This window comes from Geminicoccus flavidas (assembly GCF_009806515.1).
Classification (GTDB): Bacteria; Pseudomonadota; Alphaproteobacteria; order Geminicoccales; family Geminicoccaceae; genus Geminicoccus; species Geminicoccus flavidus.
In genome coordinates, this window is the sequence record NZ_WUJP01000908.1 from 1 (window position 1) to 7,709 (window position 7,709).

9 protein-coding genes and 1 pseudogene are annotated in these 7,709 nt (G+C 63.6%); 3 read left to right on the forward strand and 7 right to left on the reverse strand.

Annotated features, from left to right (window positions below; genetic code table 11):
• Positions 1–120: 120 nt before the first annotated feature.
• A complete protein-coding gene (locus EQG76_RS26040; RefSeq protein ID WP_159717704.1) occupies positions 121–498 on the reverse strand; it encodes a hypothetical protein in 378 nt (125 codons plus the stop codon).
• Positions 499–915: 417 nt separating this feature from the next.
• On the opposite strand from EQG76_RS26040, the gene EQG76_RS26045 reads away from it, so the two are divergent.
• Complete coding sequence (locus tag EQG76_RS26045) at positions 916–1,197, forward strand: hypothetical protein (RefSeq protein WP_159717706.1); 282 nt, start codon at positions 916–918, stop codon at positions 1,195–1,197.
• 46 nt (positions 1,198–1,243) lie between these two features.
• Here EQG76_RS26045 and EQG76_RS26050 read toward each other — a convergent pair whose 3' ends face one another.
• Positions 1,244–1,834: a TetR family transcriptional regulator C-terminal domain-containing protein gene (locus tag EQG76_RS26050; protein WP_159717708.1), complete on the reverse strand. Its 591-nt coding sequence runs from the start codon at positions 1,832–1,834 to the stop codon at positions 1,244–1,246.
• 200 nt (positions 1,835–2,034) lie between these two features.
• On the opposite strand from EQG76_RS26050, the gene EQG76_RS26055 reads away from it, so the two are divergent.
• Positions 2,035–3,525, forward strand: a complete 1,491-nt coding sequence (locus EQG76_RS26055; protein WP_407925572.1) for an MFS transporter — start codon at positions 2,035–2,037, stop codon at positions 3,523–3,525.
• 655 nt (positions 3,526–4,180) lie between these two features.
• Here EQG76_RS26055 and EQG76_RS26060 read toward each other — a convergent pair.
• The 4 genes from EQG76_RS26060 to EQG76_RS33715 form a co-directional block, all read right to left on the reverse strand.
• On the reverse strand, positions 4,181–4,783 hold the full coding sequence (locus EQG76_RS26060; RefSeq protein ID WP_159717710.1) for an HK97 family phage prohead protease: 603 nt from the start codon (positions 4,781–4,783) through the stop codon (positions 4,181–4,183).
• Positions 4,783–5,343, reverse strand: a complete 561-nt coding sequence (locus EQG76_RS26065) for a hypothetical protein (protein WP_159717712.1) — start codon at positions 5,341–5,343, stop codon at positions 4,783–4,785. Before EQG76_RS26065 ends, EQG76_RS26060 begins: the two co-directional genes overlap by 1 nt.
• Before the next feature lie 87 nt (positions 5,344–5,430).
• Positions 5,431–5,847, reverse strand: coding sequence for a hypothetical protein (locus EQG76_RS26070; RefSeq protein ID WP_159717714.1), 417 nt, complete (start codon positions 5,845–5,847; stop codon positions 5,431–5,433).
• Positions 5,848–6,241: 394 nt separating this feature from the next.
• Positions 6,242–6,805: an HNH endonuclease gene (locus EQG76_RS33715; RefSeq protein ID WP_321573511.1), complete on the reverse strand. Its 564-nt coding sequence runs from the start codon at positions 6,803–6,805 to the stop codon at positions 6,242–6,244.
• Here EQG76_RS33715 and EQG76_RS26080 point away from each other — a divergent pair.
• Positions 6,804–7,166 (forward strand): hypothetical protein, encoded by a 363-nt coding sequence (locus tag EQG76_RS26080; protein WP_159717718.1) that lies wholly within the window; start codon positions 6,804–6,806, stop codon positions 7,164–7,166. The two genes, EQG76_RS33715 and EQG76_RS26080, sit on opposite strands and share 2 nt — an antisense overlap.
• Positions 7,167–7,278: 112 nt before the next feature.
• Here the strand turns inward: EQG76_RS26080 and EQG76_RS26085 are convergent.
• A pseudogene (locus EQG76_RS26085) lies at positions 7,279–7,709 on the reverse strand (hypothetical protein); the annotation flags it as partial.

Genomic DNA, 7,709 nt, shown 5'->3' on the forward strand with positions numbered 1-7,709 from the left:
CGTTCGATCTCAACGGGCATGTCATCCATCCCATTGGCACGCTGGCCAGCCCGATGCTCATGCTCTTGGCTCTAGATGGCTAATGCATCGGCACCAATAGCCGTATTTCGAGCACAAAACCTAGTGCGGCTTTTCGCTCCCCAGGTCCGGCGTCTCCTCGAACTTCTTGTGCGAATCTTCCTTCTTCTTGGATTCGCGAGAGGCAGAAAGGCTCGAAACCAAAGAATGGGCAACGCGATTAACTGTATCTGCAACCAACCCTGTTGCAGTGCTGCCCACCTCGCCCACGCCTTGAGCGGCATGCTTGACCTGTTCCGTGCTGGGTCGATGTTGCGCCAAGATGGTGGCCATAGCACCCCCTGCTGCCATCACCATGTTGGTTGCCAGCTGGCGGTTCTGGGGGTTCTGCAGAAAGTTCAATAGTATCTTTGATTTTCTGATGGAGCGGGGAATACGAAGTCCTGCGATCTTTTTGGGGATCTTGTATGGCTTTGCCATTGCTGCATCCTTGTTACTGATGATGAATCAGAATGAGGAGAGAAAGACTGGTGCACCCTCTCGTAGCACTCCATCCTGACTTCTGTCATTAAGCAGTCAAAAATCTGGCGGTTCCCTTTCCAGCCGCCTATATCCTGCCCTCGCCCTTGCCAGACCTGTCGGCCGACGGCACCGCCAAGCCGTTCATCAAGTCAAAGTAGCCCCTGCCGCCGCAGGTCCGGCAGCGTAGTCGGTGTTCCAGCTCCTGCAGCGTGCGATCCCACCCATGCTGCCGGGCAAGGGTTTCGGTCAGCAGATGCACCCGTCGCCGGCACAGGGCGCAGCAGGCATGGATCCTGATGAAGTGTGGAAATTGGTGCAGACGTGGTCGGCCGGTATAGAGCGCCATCGCTAACGCGATGCGTTGGTGATGGTGATTTGGTTCAGCTCCCGGTTCTGGCACCGGCAGCAGCGCAGCCGCTGCTGGATCTCCGCCAGGGTTCGGGCGTCGCCGAGGAAACGGCGCTGAACTTCACCCTGCCGGCCGCACCTGCTGCATCGCGCGACAAGAAAGTTCCAGGGGCGCAACTCGCGCAATATGTTCGTGGAATGTTCCTGCATGCGTCGAGGATGGAGTCGACCCGGATCGAGGGCAAGGGTCACAGGAGCGCCGGCACTCGTTCACCGGCGGCCAATCCGTTGCGGATAACACCCCCGTAGCCGATCGCTGCCCTCATCGGCCCCGGGACGCGCCAGTTCGTGGTGCCTACCGAGGCGACCCGAGTTCCAAGTCGATGTATTTCGTGATCCGCACGCGTATCTCGTCTCGCGAATGCGCAGGAAGGCCAAGGCTCGCCAGCACATCGACACCGAGGCAGAAGGCGGCGAGGCGCCTCGCGATCTCCTCCGGCGACAGTTCAGATCTGAACTCGCCTGTGTCGACTCCTGCCTTGATGGCGGCGACCAGCAGGCCGAGCCACTGCTCCATTATCTCGCGCACTGCAGCGCGCACGTGCGGCTCTGCGCCTGAGGCAACCAGCGAGTCGTTCCAGAGCTTGGCGGATAAGGCCTCAAGGGTAGAATCGTCCGCTAGGAGTGCGGCGAGCAGCCTCTCCCGCGGGGGCATGCCCGAGACACGCTCGACGAAGCCAGGCGCAGTTCTTGCCCAGAGTGTCCTGAATGCCTCCGCTCGGAGTTCGTCAGCCGACGCGAAGTGGTGGTGGATCTGCCCGGGCGAGGCGCCAAGCGCCTTGGCGACGCCGCGCACTGTCGTCGCTCCGAGACCATCCCGCAGGATGATCTCCACAGCCGCTTCGACGATGCTGGCCCGCCTGTCGCCTCGGTTCATGTAGGTCATTCGCATCCCCACTTCGCGCCGCGCGCCGTTCTAACAAATGCTGGACACGTGTCCAATATGGACGTATGTCCAATTGCAGACGATCTACTGGTCCGGACACTCCGTGCGCCCAAGACGCCCGGATCGCCGAGCCGGCTGGAACCCTACACAACCACATGCGGGCGCGAATGGCGCCTTCATTGAAGAGCAAACCCAAGGTCATGCCCATGCCGTCCGCCAACCGCTGGATGGTTCTCGCTGCGGTTATCGCGGCCTTCACGCCAGTTATCGTCGACATGACGATCCTGCACATCGCCGTGCCGTCGTTGACGCTCGCGCTCGGCGCCACGAGCACGGAGGTGCTTTGGATCATCGACATCTACCCGCTGCTGATGGCCGGGCTGCTCGTGCCGATGGGCACGCTGGGTGACAGGATCGGCCATCGGCGGGTCATGCTGGTTGGTCTCTGCGTCTTCACCGTGGCCTCGTTGGCCGCGGCGTTCTCCCAGACGCCGGAGATGTTGATCGGAGGCCGTGCGCTTCTCGCGATCGGCGGTTCCATGATCATGCCGGCGGTGCTCGCGATCCTCAGGCAGTCCTTCGAGGACGAGGGCGAGCGGGCGAAGGCGCTCGGGATCTGGACTGTGGTCGGTTCCGCGGGCGGCGCCGTCGGCCCTCTCGCAGGCGGCTTCCTCCTGGAGTACTTCTGGTGGGGCTCGGTCTTCCTCGTCAACGTGCCCATCATGGCGCTCGTGCTGCCTTTGGCGTATCGCGTCCTTCCTCAAGGCGAGCCGAACCGCGCTATTGCGTGGCGGATCGAGCAGGCGTTGGTGCTGCTCGTCGGGCTCGTCGCCACTGTGTACGCCATCAAGGCGGGAGCGAAGGGCGACGCGCCCTTGTGGCAGCCCATCCTCGCCGCGGCGTTGGGGCTGGGTCTCCTTGTTGGGTTCGGCCGCCTCCAGGCGACTGCGGCCTCGCCGATGCTGGACCTTTCGCTGTTCCGAAATCCGGCGATCATGGCAGGGCTCCTGATGGCCTTCGTATCCAGCGGAGCCATCGCGGGCTTCGAGCTGGTCCTGGCGCAGGAGTTGCAGTTCGTCGTCGGCCTGTCGCCACTGGAGGCGGGCCTGTTCATGATGCCGCTCATGCTCGCCGCGGCGGCGTCAGGTCCTGCAGCGGGATGGCTGGTCAGCGTCATCGGGCTGAGGACGCTGTCGGCCGCCGGGCTGTTCGTCGCCTCGGCTTCCTTCGCAGCCCTTGCGGGGGTGGACCTCCATGAGCAGGCTTGGCTGTCCGGGGCGCTGCTCGCAACGCTCGGCTTCTCGCTCGGCTCCACGCTTTTGGCGGGATCCGTCGCGATCATGGGCGGCGCGCCTGCGGAGCAGGCGGGCGCTGCCGGTGCTCTGGAAGCCACGGGCTACGAGCTTGGCGGTGCGCTCGGCATTACCTTCTTCGGTGTCCTCGTCAGCACGGTCTACCGCTCGTCAATCGACCTTCCGGCAGCGGGCGGCTCATCGATCGGTGAGGCGGCAACTGCCGCCGCACGACTGGAGGGGGCCGAGGCCGACGCGCTGATGCGAGCAGCCGGATCCGCTTTCACCGCGGCACACGAAGCGGTCTTGCAGGGTGCGGCCGCTTTGATCTTCCTTCTGGCGATCTTCGCCCTCGTCGTCCTGCGTGGCCGGACGACGGTTGCAGGCGCCCATGGTTGAGCGGCTTGCTCCTGTAGTGCTGCAAAAGGGGTCCTTTTTGCACGTAACCCTCCACCGCCGCTGACATTGCGGCGGTATGGCCAGCAGCGGCATGGATATGCTCCCTGTGCCAAAGGCAGTTATCAGCTCACCCTCTCTGCCTATGAGGCCACAGCCATGGTGCTCCGCCCCCAAATAGTTCTGGCCTGCTGTGCCGCCGTGGCCGAGAAGTTCACGTCCTCCAGGGACACGTCGCCGGTGAGGTTGAATACTTTCGCCATAGCGATGACTCCGAGTTGGGGCGGCGGCCAGTTAGTGGATTATTTTTGGTTCGTCTGGATCAGAAGAAATTGTCCCCCGGCGAGAGGCAGCCGGGGGACAATTCGACTCCACCCCTGGAGTAGGAATATTTTGCGATGACTGAGCGGTGATTGCAAGAAGTCGCACGGCCCGATCGCCCAGGGAGCAGACGATCGGGCCGTGCAGTGCTGGCCATGCGCGCGGTCACTGCGCACGCCAGCGCGGCTGCCCGGGAGATGGCAGAGGAAGCACCCCCCCGGACGACCGACCCTGAAAGCGCCGTGCCGAAACGCAGCCAGGGTCGGAACTCATCGAAGCAGGCTCGCCGCCAGATCCACCGCGATCAGGGCGGCCACGATCCAAGGGAAGGCCGTGTTCATCGCCGCCCCGCACGCGAACAGGCGACAGGGCGGGGTAGGGCAAGGAGGCGATCGATCTGCGCTACCAGGGCGCCCGGCTGCCGGGCCGCGCGGGCGGAGATGCCCGGCTGGCGCCGGCTTGCGCGCCACAGGCGCCGTGCCGCCAGGACATCAGCCGGAAGATCGTCATCAAGTTCATCGCCGATCCAAACCCCGGTCCCGGGCTGGCGCGGGTCTTCTGCAACCGAGACTTCCAACAACGTGGCCCGGGTGACCTCCCAGCCCCCGGCCCGATCGATCACGTCGGAACCGTCCGCACAGCCATTGGACATGCCACGAAAAATATTCGATCGAATCTGTCGACTAAGCCAAACGGTTCGCCGGCTCAGGGGCAGTTCCGCCTCGCAGAACAGGCCGTGGTCATCAGTCCACAACCGAAGGCTTCCGTCTCGGTTACCGGCAAGGATGATGTCCTTGTTATGTGAAAACTGGAAGGTAACCGGGCCGGAGAAGGATAGGCATTTTGCTCGGAACTTCAGGGCCGGATCACCATGGACAGCCTTGCCCCACCGATTCCAAGTGGTGACCACACCCTGGAGGAGGAGGAGGTGATGATCCATCAGACTAGCCCCCTAACCGCCATCAGGCTCCGCCACCTGTTTAACATAGAGTTCTGGGTACTTAGGGTTCCGAATGGTTCACCAACCGACTCCAGCGTTCCGCCGGCCGCGCGCACGGTCCCCAGCAACTGCTGTTCCTCGACAATCACGTCGCTAAGCTGCTGAACGGCCTCGCAAATCCTCGCCACGATCGCCTTGTGCGCCGGGGTGGCCTGCGCATTGATCCGTGCCGCCTCGCGTGACCGGGCCTGCTCCCAGGACTCGGCTTCAGTCAGGTATTCAGACTGAAATTCCTCAATCCGCGCCTCCAGATCGAGGATTAGCTTGGCGAGCTGATCAGAATTCAGTCGACGACCAGCGAGAAAATTCTCGATCTTCTCGCGCGGCTTCGGCGGGATGGTGTCCCGATCCCGGATGTGTGCCGCATCAGCCGCCATTCGTGCAGCTTCGAGGTCGGCCATCAACTTGCGGCGACGGTTCCGAACTTCGTGCCAGCGAGCCTGGGCGGCTTCGAATTCGGTGGTCTCCGGGGGTGGGGCGGCTTTGCGGGCGAGTGCCATATGCAGGTCCAAGGGGGGTACGTTCGTCTTGCCAAGGACCATGCACCTAAAGTTTGTGCAGAGTAAGCGCCAACACTGCACAAGTGATTATTGAATAATTTCCATGAGATGCCGCCACCCTTTCGGGAAGCGAATAGAATCGACAACAAGGGCGCGCCAGATATGCTCTTCAATCGTTTCGGCGATTCTTTCCGGACATTCGATGGAGGCCTGATCTGCGGGCCAACACCGCGAGATGTAGGTTTGCACGATCTTGGCCAGCGCTTCGGCGCGCGGGCGCAGCCTCAGATCGGCCGGGAGCATAGCCGCAGCGTGCCGGATATGGTCGTTCCGCGCTGCCTTCGCGCGCGAGACTCCGCGACGCCGGCGAGCCGGCGGTGGTGCGGCTGCCACGTGGGCGGCCAGCGCTTCTTCCACCATGTCCACGAGCCAGCCGCTGTTCGGACCAACCTTGACGCGCAGGTGCGCACATGCCGCGAAGGCGTCGAGAAGATCAGCGGTCATGATCTCGATCCTCCGCGAACCCGAGCACCAGGGCCATCTTGCCGACCATCCGGGTCATTCGCAGCGCATTGCGCTCCGTCAGTTCTGCCGCCCGCCTCGTCCGATGTCCCGCCATCGCCACTGCCCACGCGCGGCGCTCTAGAGCCACATACACGCAATATTGCTCAAGATGATCCTCTGGCGCACCCTCGAAGTATCGAGGTGGATACGAGTAAACAATCTTGCACCATAGTGCTCGTGCCTCCTTCGGCATCTTTGATGGAGGTACTGGACGCTTCAGCGATAAGAAGGCGCGCGTCTTTACTCTTCTCATGACTTGTATTTTCCACTTAGCTCGGCCGATTCACGAAGATTGAAAAATGAGGGGGCCAATTCGGTGCTAAGGACCAGGTTCCTAGAGATTGGGACCGCCCCTACCCCTGATTGTGTAACTGCCATGATGTGCGCGCACTAGGTGAAATTTCCTGGACTGCCCTTTCCGCCGGTTGCATGTCCGGCAAGCGAGATGAACGTTTCGTCCCGTATGCCCACCACCGAGAGCCATTGGTGTGATGTGATCAAGTTCAGGGGCACGCGGATCATCGGAACCCATTAGTTCATGCGGACTAGGGCGACCGCAATACTGGCAGGTCCACCTATCACGTCGAAATATCCGGATGCGATTGATGGTTTCGATCTCGACCCCGTGTCGCTTTGCCCTGTCTAGGACTCTGGAACCGCACGCACCCTGCTGGAACAGGACGCGGCATTCCTTGGAACACGTGACCCTCCGACCTTGCCCGGCCGGCGCGAATGGCATGTCGCAGATGATGCAGATGCGAGTGGCGACCACCTGTCGGATCTCATGGTACGTTGCCTTGGCCCTCCGCCGCTCGCGCTCCTGCCGACACTCTGGCCCGCACGTCCTGGAGTCCGCTCTGCTCACCGGCCGATCGCCACACACCTCGCACACCGGCATGGTCCGGGCCGACTTCTCCTTCGTCCTGGCCCTGCTCGCACAGGCGGTGGAGCAGTACCGGTTGGCCCGGCTCTTCCCGCTCCTGGCCTCGCTGCCCGGCTTGGTGCCCAGGAACTCGGCGCCGCAGCGCTCGCACGTCCTGGCCTTCCGCTGGACGATGGGCACGCCTCTGGTCCTGGCGCTGTTTCCCGCCGCCACGCAGGCGATCGAGCAGAACCGGCGCGGCCGTGACGGTGGTGAAGGCGGCAAGCCGGTGCCGCAGATCAAGCAAGCGGTGACAGGCGCCGGTGACGGTGCATCCGCCGGTGCAGGAGGGGTGCGCAGGGAGGAGGCGCGCCTCTGGCATAGCCGAGAGCAGTAGATTTGCGGCCTACCCCGTCGTGCCGGCATGAAGGCTTCACCACATTGCGGGCACGGAGTCGCCACGCCCGGTGCCGGACCGGCCCGCTCGCCGACTAGGTAGCTCACCACGCTCATCGCCCTCTCCCCCGCACTGGCGCCAGCATCTCGCGGATGGTGCGCCACTGCCGCTCAGTCAGCTTCGTCTCGCCCACAGCGGCCCGACATAGGCGAACCACGTCCACGCCGACCGCCTTCGCCAGCGGGACCGCCGCCTCGGGTCGCTCGGACAGGAAGTCCGCCAGCTCCACCTGCCGGCAGCGCGCCACCGCTTCCCTGTAGGTCGGTGGTGGTGGTGGCGGTGGCGGTGGCGGTGGTGGCAGGGAGATTGGCTCCTCCAGCAGCTGGCGCGCCTGCCGGGCAGACTCGGCCAACAGTCGGTCACCCAGCCCCTGCCCAAGCTGCGCCAGCGCGTCGGCTGCCATTTCCGGGTCGCGCCGGGCCAATGCGGCAACGCTGGCCACCGCGATCGGCGCGCACGCCGGACACGCGCAGACGAGCGCGT